Below are 293 nucleotides of genomic sequence, written 5' to 3'. Positions count from 1 at the left end.
GCGCGCACGTACCTCTGTCGAAAAACGGTTCCCTGGGTTCCCTTTGGTCATAGCTTACCTTCTGAGCTTTTGGCTCTCCGGTAAACCCGGTCTGGTTCACTGCCGAGGGCTTGGACCACGTCCAGTTCCTGACGCGCCTGGTCGAACTGGAGCTGATCGATCGCGAGCGACGGATGGTCGAGCGCCGCATCAAGGCGGCCAAGTTCCCGGCCACCAAAAGCCTCGACAGTTTCGACTTCAAGGCAATCCCCAAGCTCAACAAGATGCAGGTGCTGGAGCTGGCGCGCTGCAAC

At 59.7% G+C, this 293-nt stretch carries 1 pseudogene; it reads left to right on the top strand.

The features are described from left to right. Positions 1–101: 101 nt before the first annotated feature. Positions 102–293 (top strand): annotated as a pseudogene (locus ACH107_RS33760) (ATP-binding protein); the annotation flags it as partial.

The organism is Roseovarius halophilus (ex Wu et al. 2025), assembly GCF_047086965.1.
Note: the sequence above shows the minus strand (reverse complement) of the source record. Positions and strands in the feature narration are given on the sequence as shown.